The following is a 23,257-nucleotide window of genomic DNA, read 5'->3' as shown; positions in this document are numbered from 1 at the left end:
ATTAGGAGGTGGGCAGTGTCCCACCCTACTGGATTTAGAACCAGGGGCCGCCGCCGCCGTTGTCTGGGGAAGGCTGGGGTTCTAGGGGAGCGGCTGGTGCTTGGCGAGCGGGCTGGGGAGATTCGACCGGCTCTGACTCTGGCATCGCTTGGGGTTGAGTGGGCGTTTCTTCCTCTTCCACCGGCTCCGAAGATTCAACCACAATATCCTCGGTTGGGTCTTCTTCTTCAACGATATTGGTTGCCGGTCGATTGTTCCCCCCTCTGAGGGCAATGAGGCCTCCCCCTGGTAGAATTCCTGGCTCGGAGCGGTCAAAACTGAGGGCTAGGGTTCGCCGGGCACGGGGCATGGCTTCGAGGAAGGCGCGGATGGGAATGCCTAAATTAAATCCAGTTTTAATATTGACCGTTCTAGAGGTACGGGCAGCTTCCTGTCCGGGTCTGGCATTGGGATCGGTGCCGACAATTCGTTCCGCATCCCCCATGCCGTGAATACCGACGACGCGGCCGGCAACATCGAACACCGGACCGCCGCTCATTCCCGCCCGTGTCACGTTAGTATAAACGATCGCGTATCCGCCCGGTAAGGGGCCGCTTTCTTCTTCCCCTTCCACGATGATTTCTTGGTCTAGACGAGAGGAAACCAGAGAAGAGGTAAACTGAAATATCCGCCGCCGAATGGCTTCACCGGGATTGGGAAAACCGGCAATGTAAACGCCTGCGCCTTCAGTGGTAAAGTCAGAATCGCCTAACGTTGCGGTTTCGTAAGAGCGATCGCTCCGGAAACGGGCGATCGCCAAATCTAGATTGGGCAACTTTTGAATATCTCTCGGTTCAATAGCAATTTTTTGTCGCCGTTTCGATCCATCTGCGGGTAAAGGCGTAATCACACTGTACAGATCGTCTGAATATTGAACCACATGAGCGGCCGTGAGAACGACGTAGACATTGCTACCTCGTTCTCGATAGCGTCCAATCACCACTCCCGATCCAGGGGAAGCAATGGTGGGTTGAATTTGCACTACAGTAGCTCTAGCAATGTCTGCAACTTGAGTGGGGAGCAAGGCATTGGCTTTCACGGATTGAGCCGTCATAACGACGACTGCACCGACTAAACCACTGGCCAGAAGGGGTTGATAAAATCTCATGCTAATTCCTCAATTATTAATTTGCAGACGGTTGGGCGCTTCAGTTACCAGAACGAACCCGGACGGGGGGGGCGATGAGCAGGATTAGCAGGCTGTTCTTCCCCTCCCCAGCCTGGAGAACCCGTCATGGGTTGATTTGATTCAACCGGAGCGGCGATCGCCGGAGGATTTTGTTCTATGGGAACGGGAGTAGAATTGAAGGGAAAGGGAGCCGGGGTTTGGGCGATCGTCATAAATTCAGGAGCATACTCTAAAAAGGTGGCGATCGGAATAGCCCAACTCGAAGAATCCATTTCCTGTCTCACTGCTGCTGTTGGGGTAGAACCGTCTCGGAAAATGTAAGTATTTCCCCAGAGCGGATATTTGTGCTTACCGTTAATTCCCACTACCTCGCCATAGCGGTTCAGGAGAGGCCCTCCGCTCATCCCCTTAAAGATATCATTGCTGTAGCCCAGTTGATACCCTAACTTAAAGGGTTTAGGCAACAAGTAAGAGACTTGGCCGGTTGTGAAGGTAAACTCTTCGCGATCTGCTGGGAACCCAGAAGCGTAAGTTGCATCTCCGATAGATATCGCCGATGCAGAGGCTAAGGTGGCGATCGGATAACTTTGAGCGCTATTAAACTGCAACAGCGCTAAATCATTGCCATCAAACTCACCCACAGAACGTACTTGTGCCGGATACACTCGTCCATCTGGGGTAGAAATCTGGTAACTGTTCCCTAAGCGGAGAACATGCTCATTCGTCAGAACTGTATAGGTAGAGCCTTGTCGCTGAATTAGAATACCAGAACCCCACGATTGTCCCGATGCCACTTTCACCGTAATCGAACGAGCTATAGTCTGAATTTGTGCAACTGATAACGGCGATCGCCCTTTTTGAATTTCCGATCCAGGAACTGCACCCGTCGGTGGTACAACTTGGGCATACATAACCTGCGCTGACGATCCAGTTAGGAGTGCGCCAGCACAAGCTATTGAAGTTAGTAACCTAAAGTTCATCTAATTCTGTTCTCAACAACAAGCTAACACTAGCTTAAGCGATCTCAAGACTAAAAGTTACCACCCGGAGCCGGTTGTGTTGTCGGTTGTGGGTCTTCTTCAACACTGGGGATCACCATTTCTGAGTCAGCCGGAGCGTCTAGAGGTGCTAACAATTTGGACACATCGATATAAGGGCGACCTCCACTTTCATACAGGGGGCTTGCACCTAAGTCTCGCACATCAAAGAGTCTTTGCAATCTATCTGCCGCATTCTGACCGGGTTTCAGGGTAAATAAAACATTGGAGCGATCGCACCTGCCTCCTGCTGTCGTCGCACACACTACAGGTAATCCATTGACAATACCTGCTGTAATATAGTTGAGTCGTCCACTATCACGAGCCGATTGAAACCGCCCTGAGACTTGTTGACAGCGGGTCATCGGATCGTACCCAGCAGCAGCAAAATACTGGGAGTACCAGCGAACGACAGCAATACTGTTACCTGTCTGTGTATTCGTGGCAATTGTTGTTGGTAGACCATCATACATCACACAGCGAAACTGAACCGATTGAGCGTAACTGGGTTGGCTAACAACAGCTCCTAAGCCCGTCAAAAAAGCTGCACCCGCTAAGATTCCTAAAGACTTACGCAACATCATGTATACCTCCTAGGTCTAATTATTGAATTAGACAAGATTGAATAGGCAATTATATTTTAACTATGCCCAACAACCCGTTACTACCGTATTTATACGTGAATCTACTAAAAGTGCAAAAAAATACTAACTTGGGGATTGGGGCGATTTTTTACGATCGTAACGGATATGAACAATTAGAATAAGATTGCCCTATTCCCCCATTTCCCCAATTAGTTGTTGGAGTTTAGCGGAAATTTCCATGGGAAGCGGAACGGGATCTTCTAAACGGCGACAGGAGGAGGGAAGTTTGAGGACAGAGGTGCGGGTACGCTCTTGGATGATATCCAGAGTATCGCCCATAGTGACTTGTTCTCTGGCTTTGAGCATGGGTTGCAAGAGGGGGATTTCTTCGGGTTCGGGGGGTTCATGGATTAAACCCAGGCGATCGCCCCTATATTCTCCCTCACTGAAGCGCCGAAAGATTTGTTTGCGTCCAGGATAGCTAACTTTATTAGTTGAGCGCTTCATCACCGGTTTGTCTTCAATTTCCACCAGTTTATAGACTCCATTAACCGGGGAACCAGTGACCAATTTTGTGCCGATACCGTAGCCATCGATACAAGCACCGGCTTGATTTAAGCGCTGCATTTCGTATTCGTCAATGTCTCCACTGACAAAAATGGGCACTTGGGGCAAGATTTGGCGGATGTTCTGGGATAGGGTAACCAGATCTCCGGAGTCTAGGCGAATACCGGCAACGTCTAGGGTTCCTGCTTTCGTTTGCTCGGCTAACCGTTGGGCTGCTGCCAGACTATCATAGGTGTCGATCAGTAGGGGAGCGCCGGGAAAATAGCGGTAAAAGGCTTGAAAGGCGGCATCTTCTGTTCCTGCACTGGCGGCGATCGCCATTACGAGAGAATGAGCCATGGTTCCTGCTGGGTTGCGACCCAATTTTAGGGCGGCTAATACATTAGATGTGGCATTCATTCCCCCGGCGATCGCCGCTCGTGCTGCCCAGAGTGCCCCCTGGGGACTAAAAGCCCGTCTTGTGCCAAATTCTAGGATCGAGGCATCGTCACCCGCCATATCCCGCATTCGAGCGGCTTTGGTGGCGATTAGGGTCTGATAATTTAAGGTATTGAGTAGATAGGTTTCCACCAGTTGAGCTTGCCAGAGGGGGGCTTCTATTCTCAATAGGGGTTGATTGGCAAAAATCGCGGTTCCTTCGGGTACAGCCCAAACATCTCCGGTAAAGCGAAATTGAGCTAATTTTGTCCAAAACGCTTCTGGAGCATGGTCAAAAATGCCCGTAGCTCGCAGCGCTTCAATTTGAGCGGGGGTAAATGTCAGGTTTTGCAGATACTCCAGCGCCGGTTGCAACCCCATGGCGATCAGGTAACCGAAACCTGGGGGTAAACGGCGGGTGAACAGTTCAAAGCTGGCTCGATGTTCCTCTATGCCTTCACCGATATAACAGGCGTTCATGGTGAGTTGATAGAGATCGGTGAGTAGGCTGTTGTCTTCTCGGTTGAGGGTGAGTAAGGAGTGTTGCATTTTGGCGATCGCCTCCTTTAAGGCTGCTTCCTCTCCTTATTATAGTAGATTAAACCATAATTGTGTCAATCTATTTTTCATAAAACAACCTTAAATAAGCTTGAAGAACTAATCCTAGCCTCTGTCCTTCCTCCTGTACCCCACTAATTTATAGTCTTACACACTAATATAACTCTCTCCGAGTCCTCCCCATCCCTATTGCCCATTACCGATTACCCATTACCAGCACAAAGCGCTATATTACTAAACGCAACAGAATATAAAGAATAGTAGAGCAGCGATCCCACTTGTCAGGGAATTGCTATAATCAAGACATCAGGAATAAATCAATTATCTCAATTCAAGAAAGGAGACAGTTATGAATATCTTCTCTTCCCTAAACGATCTCATGATGTATATGTCTGATGCCATTGGCGAAATCTTTAGTCCCAATCACGATCAATATCCTAGCGTTGGCGTACAACCCTTCAATGGTGAATCTTTGTCCGAATGGATGGAATTCTAATCCTGTTGGCAACCTTTTGAGAGAAACGCTTAAATTTTATGAATATGTTGACCCTTCCCGGTAGTCTGTTCCCAAACAGGCTACCGGGTTTCTAGCAACTGGGGCAACCCTAGGAATTAAGACTTAGGTGGAATGGGTTGATTGTCAAACAGATTGAGAGGGAAATGGCCAAAAGTTCCATTGAGTTGATCGTAGTCAGAAGATAAACAAGAAATCAAAACCCCTCGATAGTCTCCCGTATAACTATCATGGTAATGAGCTAAAGTCTGGCCATTAAACTTAATATAAACCGGTTCATCAATAGCCGGAAGTTGCACCAAATTAAAGGGAACCGGATAGCCCAAAGCGCTCAAATAATGGGCAAGAGCGGTAAACCCTTGCGTCCCCTCATCGGCACAAACCCCGAAATTATGATGATCGGCTAAACTGGCAACATGGATTAAGTGCGATCGCAACTGCTGCTGTTGCTCTGGTATACTCAGATCCACAGAATCCGGTTGCACACTCAACACTTTCAGATACTTAAGGGCGGCTTGGGTTTCAAGACTCAAAGATAAGGACACAATGGGTAAGGAGAATAAAACTGCAAGCCATATCATACAGCGCCAAGCGCTCTCAAGGAGTAATGAGTAATCAACGACAAGGCTGAGACAGTATACCGAATTGAGTCGGGGGAGAAGGTTCATTTGCCACTAATTCCATATTTCCTCGCTGATTAATAATCCACGTTTGGGCTTCTACAATGGGTTGGCGTTGCCAAAAAGAAGTCGGAGAAACCGGTTCATCGCCTCGATCTTCTGTCCCTAAATTTGGTCGTAAATCTGACCAAAGGGTAGCCGTGCTTAGGGTTTGGGTGGGATCTTCTGGTAATCCTCCCCGTCCTTTGACGACAAAAACATTACCTTCATCTTCCGAGCAGCCAACGGTAATCAATTGGCTCGGATCGGTGAATGTTTCCAGGGACTCAATGGTGAGGAGGCGATTGTCGAGATTGATATTTCTAAACGAACTGACTCCATCGATGGTTAACTGGAGGGTTTGGGGAATGTTCAGGGGGGGAGTAGGGCGCATTTGACCCAGGGTTGGATTCCCATAGGTGAGGATTCCCAGTAAAGTGAAGCCATAGAGGGGGATGTTGTGGAAAGATAACATATGAATATTTGAGCTAAAACTGGATCGAGTTGGGAAGACTCTTGAGGGTAAATAGCGTTCAGTTGCTCGAGTACCTCCTCTTCTAGATACATTACGCTTATTGCTTCCCTGGCTTGAGAATGACAAAATTGGTGATAACTATCCAAAACTGAAGCAAGCGATGACCATGAGTACCCTGTCTGGAGATCTGCAAACCCCCACTTCCCACGATCCTGACCATATTTTATCCCCTTTGAACGGGTGGCAAGTAATCGCCAGTTCGGTGTTAGGGACGAGTCATCAGAAGCGGGGACAACCCTGCCAAGATGCCCATTATTGGGATATTCTAGGGCCGGGATGGATTGTGGCAGCAGTGGCAGATGGAGCGGGTTCTGCATCGTTGTCGGATGTGGGAGCGCAAGTGGCGACGCAAACGGCGGTGGAGCAGATTAAGCGCCGATGGGATAAATTAGAGGCTGAGAATTCAGAGGTATGCTGGGAAGCTCTGCTGGGGGAAGTGTTAGAACAGGCTCAAAATGCGATCGCCGCAGAAAGCTTAAGTCGTGATGTGGAAGTGCGCCAGTTGGCGAGTACATTGTTAATTTTGGTGGCCAATTCCCAGAAGGTGGCAGTCGCGCAAGTCGGAGATGGAGCCGTGGCGATCGGCGATCGCCACGGTCATCTTACCGCACTGACTCAGCCAGAAAACGGCGAATATGCGAATGAAACCACATTTTTAATTTCTCCCAACGCCTTAGAAAGCGCCCAAATCAAGGTTTGGGAGGGGGAAATTGCCCATTTTGCTCTCTTCTCGGATGGACTGCAACGATTAGCCTTAAAATTACCTGAAGGTACGCCCCATGCTCCGTTCTTTACTCCCCTGTTTCGGTTTGTCGATCAAATGGACGATTCTGAAGCAGCCCAAAGTCAACTGGAAGGGTTTCTTGCTCATCCGCGAATTACGGAACGGACAGATGATGACCTGACCCTGGTTTTAGGCAGCCTGAAGTCAATGAACAATTAACAATTAATAATTAACAATTTTTCCTTGTTTAAAGTAAACCGATTATGAAGCTTCAACGCCACTCAAATCAAGAATGGATAGATTTACAAGCTGCTACAGAATTAGGGGTGGGTGGTGAAGCGAAAGTCTATGGACTTAGCGAAGATCTGACCCGGGTGGCGAAGGTTTACCATAAGCTCAAACCGGAATATGGCCCTAAATTGGCGGCGATGGTGGAAAATCCGCCGAATAATCCCACGGCGAGTCAAAATCATCTTTCTTTTGCTTGGCCAGAGGATTTACTGTTGAATCAGAAGCAGGAGGTGGTGGGGTTTTTGATGCCGCGCATTAGTGGAATGCGACCGATTATTGATTTGTATAATCCGAAAACTCGTCGCACCCAATGGCCGTGGTTTGAATATTCTCGGTTGCATCGAACGGCGAGAAATTTGGCGGGCGCTCTGAAGAGTTTGCATGAGCGAGGGTATGTGATTGGGGATGTGAATGAGTCGAATATTTTGGTTACGGAAACGACGTTAATTACCCTGGTGGATATGGATTCGATTCAGGTGAAACATCCGCAAACCCAAGAGGTTTATCGTTGTCCGGTGGGTAAGCCGGAATTTACGCCCCCAGAGTTGCAAGGTCAATCTTTTGGTAATTTGAATCGCACTCCAGAACAGGATTGTTTTGGGTTAGCGGTGTTGATTTTTCAGTTGTTAATGGAGGGAACCCATCCGTTTGCGGGGGTGTATAAATTGCCTGGCGATCCTCCGGCGATCGCCCAACGGATTTCTGAGGGCTATTTTCCCCACGGGACGCGATCGGTTCCCCTAACGCCGATGCCCGTATCTCCTCCATTTACTCTGTTACATCCAAAACTGCAAGTGTTGTTTCGGCGCTGCTTTGAGGAAGGGTTTGATAATCCCCATGTGCGACCGGATGCAAAGATGTGGCAGTTGGCGCTTCAGGATGCGGAACGGGATTTAATTACTTGTAGTAAAAACGACCAACATCGCTATGGCAATCATTTGGATCGCTGTCCCTGGTGCGATCGCACTCAACGGTTAAATGGTCGCGATCCCTTTCCCTCTCAAGGGGCTGTACAACGGGGACTACACCTGAAACCGGTCAACCGGAAGAAGATTCCCATTCAACCTGCTCCGACCCATCATTGGGGAGGTCATCGGGTGTCTAATGCTCCCTCAACCGTTCCAGGATGGTCTAGTTTTACGCCTTTACCGCCCTCGAATTCGGGTTATCCCCAGCATAGGGGAGGAGGGGCAATTCCAGTGATGCAAGCCTCTTGGAGAGATCGACAGCCACCGTCTCTGCATCCCCTATTAGCGGGGATGTTTGTCTTAAGTTTGGCTGTGGCTGGGGTTTGGTATGGGAATCAAAGCAATTTCAGAGAAATTCGGTTTCGTGCCCCCCAAAAAATAGAACTGAGCCAAGGCAATGTGCAGATTCGGCTGGCTCATACGATTGATTCCCAGAAAGAACCCATTAACGCGATCGCCATGAGTCCCAAGGGTCAACTTTTGGCCAGCAATGGCACAGAAGGAACGGTGAAGCTGTGGGAATTACCCAATGGAAGTCTCAGCCGCACCCTGAATGCTCATCAGGATCGACGCGGCTCCTATGCGGTGAGTGCGATCGCCCTGAGTCCCGATGGCAAACTCTTGGCCAGTGCTAGTCGAAGTGATAATAGTTTAAAACTTTGGCATCTGGAAAATAACCAACAACGGCAGATTGAATCCCAGGAGGGATTGCAAGGTGTGGTGACCTTGGCGATTAGTAGCGAGTATAAAATTTTGGCGACGGGAAGCCGCGATCGCACCGTCAAGTTATGGGACTTGTATAATGGCTTTCGCCGCCTCACTTTTTCCTGGGAAACAGGATGGGTGAACCGTTTGGCTCTGACTCCCGATCAAAAAACCTTGATTGCGGGTACGGATACAGGGAATTTATATCAAGTGAATTTAATTAACTTACAAGACAAGGTGTTACCCAAAGTCACCAATTCCGCCATAGAAGCTCTGATTGTGATGCCCGATAATCAAGGGTTTATCGTTGGTCAAGGTAGCCAAATTTTCATCCGCGATCTGGCTTCGGGCGCTGTACAAGTGACACTGCTGCATCCAGGGGAAGTGAGAGCCTTAGCCGTGAGTCCCGATGGTAAACTTTTAGCCAGTGGTGGCGGCGATCGCACCATTCAAATCTGGAATTTAGAAACCCAGGAAGCGATCGGCCTCCTCCGAGATCATGATGACGAAGTTTTATCCCTCGCGTTTAGTCCCCAAGGCGATCTATTAGTCAGTGGGGGAGCCGATGGCAACATTAAGATCTGGCAAGTCAGTGAAAGCAACAATTAGCGATAGTCCCTACTAGGCGATCGCTCTACCGTATCAATCGTAGTGGCGTGACGCAGCTAAAATGAGCAATAGAGCAAGGAGTGCGAGCATCTTGCTCGCTGTCACCTCTAATATCAAATCTATTTATTTGCGCTACTAAAACACCAAATGAGCTATGTCACGCCAGTAGGGTGGGCAGGAGAAAACCGAAGTATCATTCAAATTCTACAAGTAGACCCTGCCCACCTTGCCAATATCCTTTAGTTAATTATCCGGACTAGATCTAACCAGTAACTCTTCACAAAACTTGATATTTCAGCAAAATTTATAAATCAGCTAAAACCCTCTCCTGGAAAGAAATTGAGGAAACATAGTTGAAATTACTGCTCCAATCAAATATGAACTTTTATTACAAAATTTTCGATTTTGCATAAAATCAGCACCAAAAATCTGACTACCTTATAGAAGCCTTCATCGCTTCTGCTCAATCATCTGTTGTGCATATACCAAGGATTACCCCCATGTCATTCTTAAACTGGTTTGGCAAAAAATCACCCAAAACCGAGAAAAATCAAGACTCTCAGACCTTCATTCTCGAACCCATCCTCACCCCTAGCGGCATCGTCGATAGCTTAGAAGAAACCCCAGAGTCCCTCGATGTAGACACAGTTGACCTTCCCGAACTCGACGCTGACCTCGTTGAAGAAGCCGACACAGGAGAAACCCAAGAGGCAGAACCCGATACAAGCGAGGAAATCGAAACGGCAGAAGTAACTAATCTCATTCCCGACGAAGACATCGAAGAGATTGAATTTATTACCGACTCCCCCACAGAAGAAGGAACAGAACCCAGCGAAGTCATCGAGACTGAATCCGAAACCGACAGTACCCCAGAGCAGGTCGTTGCACAAGCTGCCACCCTCCATGAAAGCAGTGAAACAGAAGAAATTGATTTTGCATCCGAAACCCAGGATACAACCAGCGAAGATGAGACAGAAGTCGATGAAACCCTAGAAAATTCCGACGAGCATGAGCCAACACAAGTCATTGAACAGCTTACCCAAGCCAAACCCGATTTTGAATTTGATTCCGGAGTATTCACCGTTGGCGAAACCGGAGAAGTAGAAATTGAGTATCTCTTCGACGGCGGGAAATATCAGGGAGAAGTCGCCTTCTTTAGCTTAGAAGGCATGGACAACCTAGAACCCGGTTCAGAAGCCTTTATCCAAGAAGCAGCCGCTCGCGCCTTGGGTATCGAACCCACCGAAACCCCATCCGATGTAGGGGCGGGTTCAACAACCATTTTGTCCACCCACCCAAATCTCCCTGAACCCGCCCTCACCCCCACCGAAACCCCATCCGATGTAGGGGCGGGTTTATCAACCGATTCGTTGGTTGACCCGGATTTGGGTGAACCCGCCCCCACCGACACCGATTTCCCCGCCGAAAATGCCCCTCAATTCGGTGAAATCGTCATTTCTGACAAAACAGAAGGCGCGAAATTCGAGGGCGCTATGGGCGAAAAAAACTGGAATAAAGGGGAATTTGCGGGTGTAAAAACCGTGCAGATGCGCCCTGGAGATACCTTCGGTGTCATGCTCGTTCCCAACAAGAGCGTACAACAGGTATTCGATAATCCCAGTATCGGCGGTTCCGGCCGTCCCTTGTTCTCTCTAGCTACCGCTAATCCTGATGATGGGTTGCATATCGGGCAAATTGCCGATGTCACCGGAGATGGACACACCTTTGTCATGGAAGATATCCGCGTTGATGGTAAGAGCGACTACGACTACAACGATATTATTTTCCGAATTAAGGGCGCAACAGGTCAAGCCGTTAACCTCGATGAAGTCATTGATGCTGAGAATGACTGGCGCGAAACCGAATTAGGGCAAGAGATTCTCGATTATATTAAACCGGAACCGCTAGAGGTAATTAGCGAGATTGAATCGGTGGTGATAGACCCAGAAGAGCCTGAGCCAGTGATTGAATTATCCGAGATTTTCGCAGTCGCAGAAGATAAAACCGTTACCTATGAGCTAGTCGAAGGGGGCGCTGTTGTAGGGGCGGGTTCACCCAATGACTTGCCTATTCTCCCAGATATAGATGAACCCGCCCCCACCCTACCTGAACCTGCGGCTAGTTTAGAGGGCGATCGCCTCCAAATCAACCCCCAACCCGAAACCGACATCACCGACATCACCGAAATTGCCGTCCGCGCCGTATCCGAAACCGGAGAAAGCGCCATCCACACCATCGAACTCATCAACAACAACGTCTCCGAAGCATCCGTAGAATCCCTGAATACTGGCTTAGAGAAAGTTCAAGCCGCCCTTGACGACAATCCCGATAACCTCATCGAAATCCTCGAAAATCCTGAACTTCTACCCGTCGTCGAAGAGGTCTTCACCGAACTTGAAGACAACTTTGGCACAATTTACAACGTTCTAGAGCGTCCCGACCTCCTGGAAAAAGTCGGCATGGCTCCCGAAGCCGCAGAAACCTTCAACGCCATTATCGACAACCCCGAAATCGGCGAACTCTTCGGCTTACCCAGTTCTCTGCAAGAAGCCTTCACCAACGAAGACTTTTCGCAATGGGACAACTATCTAATTAACGCCCAAGACGCAGCCTCCCTGATTTTACCTGACTCGCCCGATGTTCCCGTTGCCTTTATTGACTTTGCCGGAGACCATGGAGAAGACGTTACCGAAGTCTTCGAGTCCGTTAATCCCAGCAATGAGTACGAAACATTAGGCATAGAAGGGAACAATTGGGCACAACAACTCATCGCCTACGTCGATAATCTCCGCGACGATGCCGGATTACCCACCACCACAGATGTCGCCAATACCGATAACCCCGTAGGGGCGGGTTCTGCAACCCTTTCCAACACTAACCCAAATCTCCCTGAACCCGCCCTTTCCCCAACCATCAATGGGGACAACATTACCGGTGAAAATGCCACGGGTATGGGGGCAGGTTCACAAATTGATACGTCTATCGGCCAAAATCTGGGTGAACCTGCCCCTACAAACAATACCAATAACCCGGTAGGGGCGGGTTCTGCAACCCTTTCCAACACCAACCCAAATCTCCCTGAACCCGCCCTTTCCCCAACCATCAACGCGGGAAATGTGCGTGGTATCGTTAACCTCAGTTTCGATTTAACCCAAATCGACGAGAATGGGCAAATCACCACCCGCTATCAACTCACCCCAGAAGAACAACTCGCCCTGCAATACGCTCGCGATAACAACATCCTCCTCGTGGTTGCCTCCGGAAATACCGGCGATGCCATGTCCGCATTGGGACAAGCTGCCGATGAATTCGACAACATCATCACCGTCGGTGCAGTCAACTCCACCGAAGAAGTCGCCGACTACTCCAGTCGCGGTGAAACCCTTACCCTCGTTGCTCCCGGAGGAGAACATAAAAATGACCCCAATGCCTTCGTCGGTACATCGCGGGCAACCTCCTATGTTACCGGTGCTGCGTCTTTAGTCTGGCAGGCTAATCCAGAATTGAGCTATCAGCAAGTCAAAGAAATCCTGGCACAAACCGCCCAAGACTTAGGTGAAGAAGGCTGGGATACCGAGAGCGGCGCGGGCTTGCTCAACGTCACCGAAGCCGTGCTGATGGCGGGCTTAATTGCCCCAGAAGAGGTCGTTAAGAGCGAAGATATCGACGTGAGGCGTTTTACCGGAGAAGGGCGGGTTATCACGCAAACTCGTGCGGCTGGTGAAGCCACGGAGCAGGCGATAGAGGCTCTCAGCGATACCCAAAATCAGTTATTGCAACAGTGGCAAACCCTATCCGATTTGGGCAATCCCGATTTAACCTTAGAGGACTTGCAAAAAGCACTAGCAGAGCAGAAAACACAGGCATTAGAGCGCTATCAACAAGTAGACACCGATGCCGCCATTTCCCTTGCCGAGTCTGAACAGTTAGCCGACGCTTTAGCCTTGGCAACCCGCCATCATCAACTGGAGTTAGGACGCTTGCAAACCTTGCAGACTCGGCAACAGGAGTTAAACGAACAGTTGGCAGCGTTGAAGGAAGAGCGCGAGAAAGCAGTTGAAGGGAATACCGAGCAGATTGAGTTACTCGAAGAAGCCATTGCTCAGAGCAAAGAAGCAGTGAAAGACGCGCTGGCGAAACTGCAATACCAGTTAGTTGACCCCGATACTTTACTCGCTGACCCCGATGCAGTGCAAGCTGAGATTGATAAGTTGAAAGGGAAAATTTCCCAGTATCAACAACAATCTGCGGCTTTGAGAGCGACTGCTTCAAGTTTCTATCAGCAAGGAGCGCAGCACCGGCAAACACAGCAACATCATACTCATCTTGCTCATAACTCTTGGGCAACAACTCGTGGTTTTTGTGGGCGTATTCTTCGCAAGCGAGATACAGCTAAATACAATCACCACATGGCTATAGCCAATCAAGCTGGCAAAAATGCCTATAGTGCTGATTCACAAGGTCATATCTTGTCAACAAATGCCGCGAAAGTCGAGCAACTAACTGCTCAGATGAATCATCAAACTGATGTTTTGAGCAGTTATCAGCAACTGGTGCAGAATAATAATCAACTCCTGTCTCAACTTACCGGTGAGTCTCAAGATGCCCATCAAATCTTAAAAGCGCTGCAAGAACAGGCAGAACAAAAAACTCAACTGGCAGAAAAATATTGGCAGCAAGCTGCGTTGGCCGAACAACGGCGTAAGCAGAATCAAGATACGGCTAACCATCATAATAATTTGTCTCGGCGCTGGGAAGTTGTGGGACGTGGTGGCCGTTGTGGTGTTCAACCTATTCATGGTTGGCGACATTATCCTGAACATATTGCACCTCGCGACCAAGCGCAACATCAAGCCAATGTTTCCGAGAATGAACGGCGTGTTTTTGAACAATGGGCGCGACAAGCACAAACAGAGGCAGATAACTTAAATAAACAAGCGCGAGCATTAGCAGAACGGGTTGCAGATTGGCCGGAATTGAAGCAGGGAATTCAATATGAAATCAATGCCAACGAGCAAAAATTGCAAGCGGAAGAAGATTTACTCGCCCTGCAAACTCCAGTGCAACGGCAGCAACTGGAAACCCTGGATTTACAGATTCAACAAGCTGAGGAAGAATTGGCGAAACTCGAAGGGAAGCAGTTACCCAGCCAGGAAGATAAAGCCAGTGCTACGGAAACTCGGTTAACCGATTTGCAAGAGCAATCTAAAGCCAATCGCGAGGAACGGAAAACTACTCAGAAGGATTTACAAACATTCCTGGAAACTTATGGTTATCTCTTGCCCTATCCAGAGCGCTTGCAGGCGATTAAAAAGCAAATCCAGCAACTGGAAGATGAGAAGATTCGCGCTCAGGAATTGTTGATACAGTTGGGCAATGCAGTCACGACGAATCCGGATTTAGTCGAGCAGTTTGAATCGGTGCAAGCCTATATCTCCGATATCGACGAACAACTGGATTGGGCGAAATTACAGGAAGACCAGATTAATTGGTCTGCTCCCCAATCTCCGCAACGGTTGGCTCTGGCGAAGCTGATTGAAGAATTGGAAAATCGGCGCGATAATGTACCGGAAACGAATTCTTTGCCGTTGCAAGAGTATATCGATTTCTTGCGGGAAATGGAAAACCGCAGTACCAGTTTCTTGAATGGGTTTGACGACTTACAAGAACGGTTAGATGCGGCGCAAGTTCAACAAACGGATACCAATGAAACCTTGGAACGCTTGCAGGGAGAATATCGCCAGTTGGGACTGGAAAAAGCGGCGATTGAGGAAGAAAAGTTAATCGAGAAGCAAGTGGAGCTATGGCAAGAGAAGATTGACGAAGAACAGGATGTTCTCAACGGTTATCAGACTCAACTCCAGGATGCTCGTGCAGTGGCTTCCAACTGGGAAAATCAACGGCATCACCATCAAAATAGTGCGAATTACTGGAATAGTAGAATTCGTACGTGGGGTATTGTTGGTCATCACGGTAAACCTCGGCGACCAGTGTATGGTTGGATTCATAATCCCCAAGCTGAACATAATCGTAACGCGGCTCAAGCGGCAGCGAATAATGCAGCTCATCAACGGAATTTAGCGACTCAGAACGCTCAAGAACTGGAGGCAAGTTTACAACCTTCGATTCAAGAGTCCGAGCAAAACTTGGCTAACTTGAAAGAGACGCAAGCGCAGTTTACTGAAATTCAAGCGATTAATGCTGAGGCTGATTTAGAGGATGCCATTGCCCTCAAAGAACAGCAGATTGCTGATACGAATACAGCTATCCGGACAACCCAAGAAGAGATTAAAATCCTTGAGCATCATCTGGCGCAAGCAAAACAAGACAAAGTTGGGCAAGAAAGCTCAATTTCTGATAAAGAAGCTCAGATTGAAAACATTGAATCTGAAATTGCGGATACTGCGAGCAAGATTGCTGATAAAGATGCGGAAATTGGCGAACAAAAAGCTGTTTTGCAAGGGTATCATCAGCAGATTCAAGATGCCAATTCGGTAACTCAGAATTTGGAACATCAACGGCAGCATCATCAAAATGCAGCTAATTATTGGAATGGACAAATTAATACTTGGGGAGTAACCGGACATCGCTGGGAATCTTATCGATATCAATCTGGAAAAGAATGGCGCACTGGATGGCGACAAGTTCCGGTTTATGGTTGGATTCACAATCCTCAAGCTGTAGTTAATCGCGACGCTGCTCTTGCTGCGGCGCAAAATGCAACTCAACAACGGGACATTGCTGCTCAAGACGCACAAAATCTGGCGACTCAGTTACAACCGGAAATTACAGCAACTGAAGCTCAGATTGCTAATTTGGAAACGGAGAAACAAGGGTTAGAGGCTCAAAAAGCTGCCCAAGAAACTCAATTGGCGAATCAGGAACAAGCTTTAGAGACGTTGAAAACTGAGTTATCCGAGATTGAGGATAAAATTGCCGATATCAATTATGATATTGCTGCCAATCAAGTCAAGATTGAGGACTTGCAGGCGCAACGGCAAACTCATGAGGAAGAGCGCGACTATTTCCAGGCAACTCTGGATGAAATTAATCAACGCATTGCCGATAAAGAAGTAGAAATTGCCGACAAATATCGGGAAATTGAGTTAACTGATAGCTATCTGCGGCAGATGAATACGGAAGTGGAGCGGCTGGAAAATCGGTTGACGGTTCTGAATGAGGCGGATGCGTTGGAATCGGATTATCAAAATGCGGCTGATGCTTGGCAAGAGGCGCTGGAAAATCAAGTTAAAGCCACTGAAGAGTTGGTGGAAATTCGTCAGCAAGGGGAACAAGACCGGCAAGCTTTGTTAGGGTTACAATCGGATTTGGCTGAGACTCAAACTAATCTGGCGGAAGTGACTGCACAGCAGGAAGAATTGCAAGCTGAAGTTGCGGATGCTCAGAAAGATTTAGCGTTTACTCAACATCAATTGCGGACGCAAGAGTTGCAGTTGCACAGCTTGAGAGCGCAGGATGCTCCCCTACGCAGTGCGGAAAGTTATTATTACGGACAAGCGCAATACCATCGTCAGAATATCTGGTATTGGAATGGGCACACCTATGCTTATCATGGTGGTCATGCTGCGGCTTATCGCCATAACATGCAAAAAGCGTCGCGGTTGGCAGAACAGCGCAATAATAATTGGCCGAAAATTCAGGAAACTGAGGCTAAAATTGCGGAACTGAAAGGAGAAATTCCTCCGAAAACGGCTGAGGTGAATACGAAGCAAGCAGCCCTAGCTGAAGTGACTCCGAAAGTGACTCAGTTGACGGCAGAAGTGGCTCGAATTGAAGGGGATATGACCCCGATTGTTGAGCGATTAAAACCTCTGCAAGAGGCTGAAAAGGCTAAATTAGGGGCGTTCCAAAATGCGGTGAATGAGGCGACTGAGGCGGCGGATGCGTTGGCGGAAACGACCTCCGAACAAGCGGAAGCGCTGCAACGGATGATTAGCTTTGGGGTTTTGGGAACAGAATCGGATGTGGATTTCTTTGCGACGGAAGTGGAACCCAAGGTTAATGAGTTTATCGAGCAGTTGAAAGCCCGAAATACCCAATTAACCGTAGGGGCGGGTTCAGGAAGCGGCTCGTCTAGCGGCCAAAATCTGGGTGAACCCGCCCTTACATTAAGTGGCATGATTGCTGATTGGGAAGATGAGTTAAATCAAACTACGGATGAGGTGAGTCGGGAAGCATTGAGCAAGTTAATTGCAGAAACGAAGGAGCAGCGCGATCGCCTCTTAACCCGCCAAAATGATAATAATGATATCATTGCCGCTCTCACTACCCGTCTGGAAGAAGCCACCAACGCCATTCAACCCTTGCGTCAACAGCAAGAACTGGAAATTCGCCAACAACTGGAAACCAATGATGAGCGGTTAGCCGCGCTTGAGCGTCAATTGGAGACGGAAGAAGCCACAGAGACAGCATTGAGCGAGGATACTATCTTAGCTTACGCGCAATTGGGCGATCGCCTCCATCAAGACCTGGGCGATGCAGCCAAAGTCTGGACAGAACAACTGCTCGAAGGACATCAGCAAACTATTGAGATTGGCGAACGTCAGCAAGAATTATCCCAATCTGTCGATGACTTGGTGGCGTATATTGAGGAAAATCTGGGAGAAATTGATGGCGAGCGCGATCGCACGTTAGCCAATTTGCGCGATGCTATTACTACCCTGGAAGTGGTTGCGCCGCGCTCTGACGAACTCGAACAAGGACAAACCACGCTAACTCAAGAAATCGACAAGCTCAAACAGTGGATTGAACAAGATGCCCAGCTATGGGAAGAAATTGCCCCCATTGCCGAGCGCTACGGTGCAGAGTCCGAGGAGTTAGAAGCTTATCAGCAACAATATCAAATATACAAGCAACAGGATGAAGCGCGGGCACAACAATACGAAGCTCAACGGCATCAGCATCAAATGAATGCCAATCATTGGAATAGCCAGATTCGCACTTGGGGGATTACGGGTTATAACAACTCACGCAATTTCTTTGGCAAGAGAAAGCGTACCCCTGTTTACGGATGGATTCACAACCACCATGCTGAAGCTCAACGCAATGCCTCTCAACATGCCGCTAATGTTGCGGCTCACCAACGGAATCTAGCTTTACAACTGCCCACCGCTAACGCCTACCGCACCGAGTTTGTAAACAATGCTCCCAATAATGGTACAGCCATTGACCTCCTGCAAACCGAAGCAGAAATCAACAGCCAAAAATACAACAACCAACTCGCCCAAGTCAGCGCCGAACTCGCGCAAACCAACGCCCAAGCCTCTGCTGCCATTGCCCAAGCCGACTGGTACGAAAAACGAGCAGCCCACCACTGGCATCGTAGTCGCAAAAACGGCCCCACTTGGACAGAACAACGGAAAACCTGGAAACGCGGTAAATCTGGTAAGAAGAAAGAGCATTGGGTTACCCTCACCCATATCGATCATCACTGGATTATTTGGGATACTTATACTAAATATGCCAAGCAACTGCGCGAACAAGCCGTTCGTCAACTCGTTGCCACCGATAACCAGTCTCAGCAACAAGAGCGGCTGAAACCCCTAGCCGAACAATGGGCAAGCACCGTCAACGCCATCAATGCAGCCGAACCATCTATTACTGCCAGTCGCAATTTAGTCGAACAGTTAGAAGCCTCTCGCGAACAAATTCCTGCCGCCCAGGAAGCATTGCAGCAGCTCGAAGAAATCTTACCCGAAGTAGAACAACAGTTAGCCCAAGCGCAAAAAGAAGCGGATGCCTATAACGCCAAAGTTCTCGCCGAGTGGAAAGAACTCGAAGACAACGACAGCGAATATCTGCCCATTGTCGAAGATATTCTCCAGCAACGCGGCGAACTCAACCGCAAGTCCCAGGAATTGCAGCATCAACTTGCCGATGTCGAGCAATGGGTAGAGCGGCAAACCGTTGCCCTGACGACAGAAACCGAGGAAGTCAACCGCCTGCGGGAAGACTTAATTGCCCAACGGGAAACCCTGTCCGAACAAATTGCCCAATCTCCCAGCAATGTTGACCTGCAAACCAAACAGGCGCAACTGCAAAACGCCCTAGGGCTGCTGGATAATAAAGCCACCGTCTTGCAGCAACAGCAACGGGCATTCAGTCAAAAACGCACCTTATTGACTGCCGAACATGAAGTCATTCTCGCCGAGCAACGGCTGCTCGATGCCTATCTCACCTCTCCCGGCGACTTAGAGCAGTTGCAAAAACAGCTCGCTGATGCTCGCGCCGCACTCGCCGAAGCCCAACGGTTAGCTGAACAAGCGGAAGCCAGCAGTCAGGCGCTCACCGCTCCATTGCAAGAGGTGCAAGCCGACTTATTGGCGCAAAATGACGAGCATTTACGCGCAGCCAAAGAACATCAGCAAATTCTGCGCGACTTGTTGGAAGCGACGGAATTGAACGCCAACTATACCTTGCAAGCTGCCCAGAAACAACGGGAAGTCAATGACCTGGAATTCCAGATTCAGCAACGGTTACAGCAGATGATTGACGCAGGCAATAAGGAAGCCGAACACCTGCTAGATGTAGCCCAGCACAATGATATGGCGACGGCTGCGGAAATCTACTATCGAGATTACAACGATATTGCCAGCGATACTGGTGGCAGTTGTGCCGGGGGTATTGCCCGTCCGGAAGACCGCGCCCTAGCGAACCGCTACTATCACGAAATGCTGACCCACCGGCAGTTGCAACAACGCGCCCAAGCGCAAGCCAACCACTTCGGCCACCTGAAGCGCACGGCCCAAGCTCAGAAAAATGCGTTGCAAGCGCGACAAGATACGGCAGCGAAAATGCTGAAAGAAATTAATGACCGCATTGCCGAAACTCAGGAGGAGCGGGAGCAGAAACAACAAGAGTTAGCGGTTGCCCAAGCGCGTCTCGATGGCATTACTCGCATCCGGGAACAAACGGAGCAAACGTTTATCACCCTGGTAAATTTAGAACAACTGAACCTCGCCCAAGCGGAGTTAGAACAAACCATCGCTACCCAACGGCAAGAGGACATCGAGAAAGCGGTAGAGGAGCGCCTGGAGCGTGAAGCTATTGAGCTAGAGCGTCAACGGTTGGAAGCGCGGGCGAAGTTGGAGCAACTAGAGCAGTTACAGGCAGAAGATGCCCTGCTGCAAGGCGTGAATGCGGTGCGTAGTGAAGTCGGTTTAGACGGCGTTGATGGCGACTTTAACCCGGTGCAGGTGCAGTCGCAAATGGCGACACTGTTAACTCAGTTGCAAGACTTGGAACAGCAACAACCGGATTTACCCGATGATTTGAAGGCGCTGTTGGCTGAGGTTGAGGGCGATATTCATCAGGCGTTGCAAGGGAAAGAAGCGGCAACTATTCAGGACAATCTGTTTAAGGTGATGGGCGGTTTAATTGGCCAAGTTCAACACTATAAAGCCGATATTAATCGCATCGAGCTAGAGGAACAGTGGGATATTGCCCTGTTACAAACTGCCGAGCAAGATGTCCAGAAAGCCTCTAAAGATTTCCTGAAAGAGTTGCAGCGAATGGAAGAGTTGGAGGGCGAACAACAAATTATCAACCCGCTCTATTTAGAGACGTTAAATAAAGTCGCTCTAGCCGAGCAAGCGGTTGATATTTCCAACGAACTCGCCCAACAATCGAAGGAGATGTTGGAGCAAATTATCCAACAACGGGTTGCCGAACGGAAGGCGCGGAAAAAATATTTCTGGAACAGCACATTGGGACTGATTTCGCAAGTCATGACTGTTCTTAGCACTATTGTCTCTATTCTCAGCGTTTCTTTCCCTGTGTTGGTTCCCTTTGCCATTGGTTTAAACCTAGCAACTGCTGGAATTACTGCGATTCAAGCCGTCATGAACGGAGATTGGTTAGGTGGTATTTTCAGTGTGGTGATGGCGGGTTTAAATGCGGTTACCATGGGCATGAGTAATACCCTTACAGCCGGAGCTAAATTAGCTTTGCAATCCTTACAATCTGTGGCTGCGGGTGCTTTTAGTAGCGCACGTTCCATTATGTCTGGCGAGAGCATTCTGGGCTTCTTACAAATTCTCGGTAGTATTGCTAGTGTTGCCTCTGCGGGTGTGGGTGGCTTGGTTAAAAACTTGAGCGCAACTACGCAAAAAGTGATGCTCTCCGTGGTGCAAAGTCTGGAAAAAGCCCCACAAATGATTTATGGAGGGATTAAGGCGATTCAGAATGGCGACTGGTTGAACGCCATTAGCAATATTTTCAATGCCGTTCTTTCCGTTGGTCAGAGTTTTGCCGGTAATTTCAATAGCACTCTGTCTAAAGTTTTGGAAGTTACCGGTAATGTCGGTAATACCGGTTTGGTATTAGCGGGAGTTATTAAGGATGGTGGCATTGAAGGGTTGCTTTCTGGTCTCAATAGTATTTTGAATATCTGGAAAGACGATCTCGTTGGTTTGGTGGATAAAATTTCTGGTAAAGAGGAGTGTATTTGTTCTGATAAATCAGAGCCTGAAAATGAAAATATAGTTTCCGAAGAAGATAGACAGGAGCTTTTAAATGATCCAGATTTTAATGAAATTGCACGGGCAATAGAACAAGATAATAGCTTACCTGCGGGATCTTTAGAGGAATATGTTAAATCTATGACTCTTGAAGAATTTTCAGATTTAATGTCACAAGTCGATCAAGAATTAACCGATCCGGATTTTGTACTTTCTTTATCTAATCACTTTGTTGAGTCAGAACAAAGTTCTTCTCCTGGGAAAGAAGACACTATACCCGATGAAAAAGGAAATTCTCAGGAGACTGTTTTGAGAGGTGGTGTTACTCGTGTTTATGGTCAAAACGTTAACTCTAATAGTGAAGAAGGTGGTTACTATGACTTCTTAGGAGGTTACTATGATGAAGAAGGAGGTTATTATGATGCATTTGGAGGCTACTATGACGCAGATGGAGGCTACTACGACACAAATGGTGGCTATTACGACACAGATGGTGGCTATTACGACACAGATGGTGGTTATTATCATAGTGATGGTAGTTATCATCATCCATGGACAAATGAAATCCTTAAGGGTTTAGCTCAAGAAGTTCCTGATAAGCTACATAATGGTGGAGTTGTTAATAATGGTCTTTTTGCACAAAAATATTACACTACAGCATTTTCTGAAGAGCCAGGAGCAAAATTTTCAGGTAAGACTGTTGATGATTTAGTGAGTGAACTAGATACTGGAAAAATCCAGCCCAAAGATCTGCCGATCGAATATATTCGTAAAGAAGGAAGAACTTTGATTCTCAATACTCGTTCATCGGCTGCACTAGAAAAGGCTGGTATTCCCAGAGAGCAGTGGAATGTGGTTAATAAAATCAATGATCCCAATGCTCAAATTCGTTTAAATGATCAACTCAAAAGGAATAGTTTAGTAAGAAAAGATAACGCGATAAAATGGGATAAAGTTGAAACCCTCACTAGCACACAAAAGTTACGTGAAAAACCTAAACTTCCAAAAGGAAAACCTAATTTAAAGCCCAATTCAGGTATAAAATTGCTAGGTAAGGTTGGTAAAGCGGGTCAAAAAGTGTTGGGACCTCTAGCAATTGCACTTGATGCACACGATCTCCATCAAGCATATCAAGCAGATGGCGGAAACTTCGGAGAAAATTTCCAACAAACAACAGGTAGCGTACTTGGCGGTTGGGGAGGTGGCGCAGGCGGTGCAGTATTTGGGGCACAAGTTGGTGGAGCATTCGGTTCAGTTGTTCCAGGTGTTGGTACTGCTGTGGGTGCTGGTGCTGGTGCGATAATTTTTGGCGTAGGTGGAGCATTGGGGGGTTCTTCTGTGGGTCAATCCACTGTCAAGTGGCTACAACAAGGTTGGAAGAAACTTACTAATCAAAATAAATCAAAGCCATAGTGTAGAAGCATCCCATGAACCTCATCAAA

At 48.2% G+C, this 23,257-nt stretch carries 10 protein-coding genes; 4 read left to right on the top strand and 6 right to left on the bottom strand.

Features of this window, described 5'->3' with window-relative positions:
- Positions 1 to 34: 34 nt before the first annotated feature.
- The 4 genes from PJF56_RS15190 to PJF56_RS15175 all read right to left on the bottom strand — a co-directional run bounded on the left by PJF56_RS15190 (position 35) and on the right by PJF56_RS15175 (position 4,322).
- On the bottom strand, positions 35 to 1,147 hold the full coding sequence (locus PJF56_RS15190; protein ID WP_283763533.1) for a S1 family peptidase: 1,113 nt from the start codon (positions 1,145 to 1,147) through the stop codon (positions 35 to 37).
- A gap of 44 nt (positions 1,148 to 1,191) precedes the next feature.
- Positions 1,192 to 2,079: a S1 family peptidase gene (locus PJF56_RS15185; protein ID WP_283763532.1), complete on the bottom strand. Its 888-nt coding sequence runs from the start codon at positions 2,077 to 2,079 to the stop codon at positions 1,192 to 1,194.
- A 119-nt stretch (positions 2,080 to 2,198) separates the two neighbouring features.
- On the bottom strand, positions 2,199 to 2,786 hold the full coding sequence (locus PJF56_RS15180; protein ID WP_283763531.1) for a COP23 domain-containing protein: 588 nt from the start codon (positions 2,784 to 2,786) through the stop codon (positions 2,199 to 2,201).
- Positions 2,787 to 2,978: 192 nt separating this feature from the next.
- Positions 2,979 to 4,322 (bottom strand): nicotinate phosphoribosyltransferase, encoded by a 1,344-nt coding sequence (locus PJF56_RS15175; protein WP_283763530.1) that lies wholly within the window; start codon positions 4,320 to 4,322, stop codon positions 2,979 to 2,981.
- A gap of 358 nt (positions 4,323 to 4,680) precedes the next feature.
- Between PJF56_RS15175 and PJF56_RS15170 the strand changes: the two genes are divergently transcribed.
- On the top strand, positions 4,681 to 4,827 hold the full coding sequence (locus PJF56_RS15170) for a hypothetical protein (RefSeq protein WP_283763529.1): 147 nt from the start codon (positions 4,681 to 4,683) through the stop codon (positions 4,825 to 4,827).
- Positions 4,828 to 4,943: 116 nt separating this feature from the next.
- Here PJF56_RS15170 and PJF56_RS15165 read toward each other — a convergent pair whose 3' ends face one another.
- Together PJF56_RS15165 and PJF56_RS15160 are read right to left on the bottom strand one after the other, a co-directional pair.
- Positions 4,944 to 5,426 (bottom strand): DUF1824 family protein, encoded by a 483-nt coding sequence (locus PJF56_RS15165; RefSeq protein WP_283763528.1) that lies wholly within the window; start codon positions 5,424 to 5,426, stop codon positions 4,944 to 4,946.
- Positions 5,427 to 5,460: 34 nt separating this feature from the next.
- Positions 5,461 to 5,979 carry a hypothetical protein gene (locus tag PJF56_RS15160; protein WP_283763527.1) on the bottom strand — a complete coding sequence of 173 codons (519 nt, stop codon included), beginning with the start codon at positions 5,977 to 5,979 and terminating at the stop codon, positions 5,461 to 5,463.
- Between the two features lie 166 nt (positions 5,980 to 6,145).
- Here PJF56_RS15160 and PJF56_RS15155 point away from each other — a divergent pair, with 166 nt between their 5' ends.
- From PJF56_RS15155 to PJF56_RS15145, 3 genes are all read left to right on the top strand, one after another.
- Positions 6,146 to 6,982: a PP2C family serine/threonine-protein phosphatase gene (locus tag PJF56_RS15155; protein ID WP_283763526.1), complete on the top strand. Its 837-nt coding sequence runs from the start codon at positions 6,146 to 6,148 to the stop codon at positions 6,980 to 6,982.
- A 44-nt stretch (positions 6,983 to 7,026) separates the two neighbouring features.
- Positions 7,027 to 9,336 (top strand): protein kinase domain-containing protein, encoded by a 2,310-nt coding sequence (locus tag PJF56_RS15150; protein WP_283763525.1) that lies wholly within the window; start codon positions 7,027 to 7,029, stop codon positions 9,334 to 9,336.
- A gap of 500 nt (positions 9,337 to 9,836) precedes the next feature.
- The gene (locus PJF56_RS15145) at positions 9,837 to 23,228 is read left to right on the top strand and encodes a DUF4114 domain-containing protein (protein ID WP_283763523.1); all 13,392 of its coding nucleotides are present in this window, start codon (positions 9,837 to 9,839) and stop codon (positions 23,226 to 23,228) included.
- The last annotated feature ends 29 nt before the right edge of the window (positions 23,229 to 23,257 follow it).

The sequence above is a fragment of the Roseofilum halophilum BLCC-M91 genome (assembly GCF_030068445.1).
In the GTDB taxonomy this organism is placed as follows: domain Bacteria; phylum Cyanobacteriota; class Cyanobacteriia; order Cyanobacteriales; family Desertifilaceae; genus Roseofilum; species Roseofilum halophilum.
This window is presented reverse-complemented; position numbering and strand designations above follow the sequence as displayed.